The following is a 232-nucleotide window of genomic DNA, read 5'->3' as shown; positions in this document are numbered from 1 at the left end:
CACGTGCAGGGCCCAGATGAAGTTCTTTTCCCAATCCACCATGCCCGCCACGCGGCCGTCGGCCTCGCAAACGTGGAACCGCGCGCCGCGCTCGGCGACGTATCGCGGGATCTTGCCGCTGTCCAGGAAGTACTGGTACTTCTGCGGCGTCATCTGCGGCCGCCAGGTGCCCGCGTAGGTTTGCGTCAATATGTCCTCGAGCGCCGCCACATCGTCGGGGCGCGCTTGCCGG

Annotated in this window: 1 pseudogene; it reads right to left on the bottom strand. The window is 66.8% G+C overall.

From position 1 onward, the window contains the following. Window positions 1–189: pseudogene (locus SB771_RS37375) on the bottom strand (GNAT family N-acetyltransferase); the annotation flags it as partial. Between the last annotated feature and the right edge of the window lie 43 nt (window positions 190–232).

The sequence above is a fragment of the Burkholderia sp. SIMBA_051 genome, from assembly GCF_046534915.1.
In the GTDB taxonomy this organism is placed as follows: domain Bacteria; phylum Pseudomonadota; class Gammaproteobacteria; order Burkholderiales; family Burkholderiaceae; genus Burkholderia; species Burkholderia ambifaria.
This window is presented reverse-complemented; position numbering and strand designations above follow the sequence as displayed.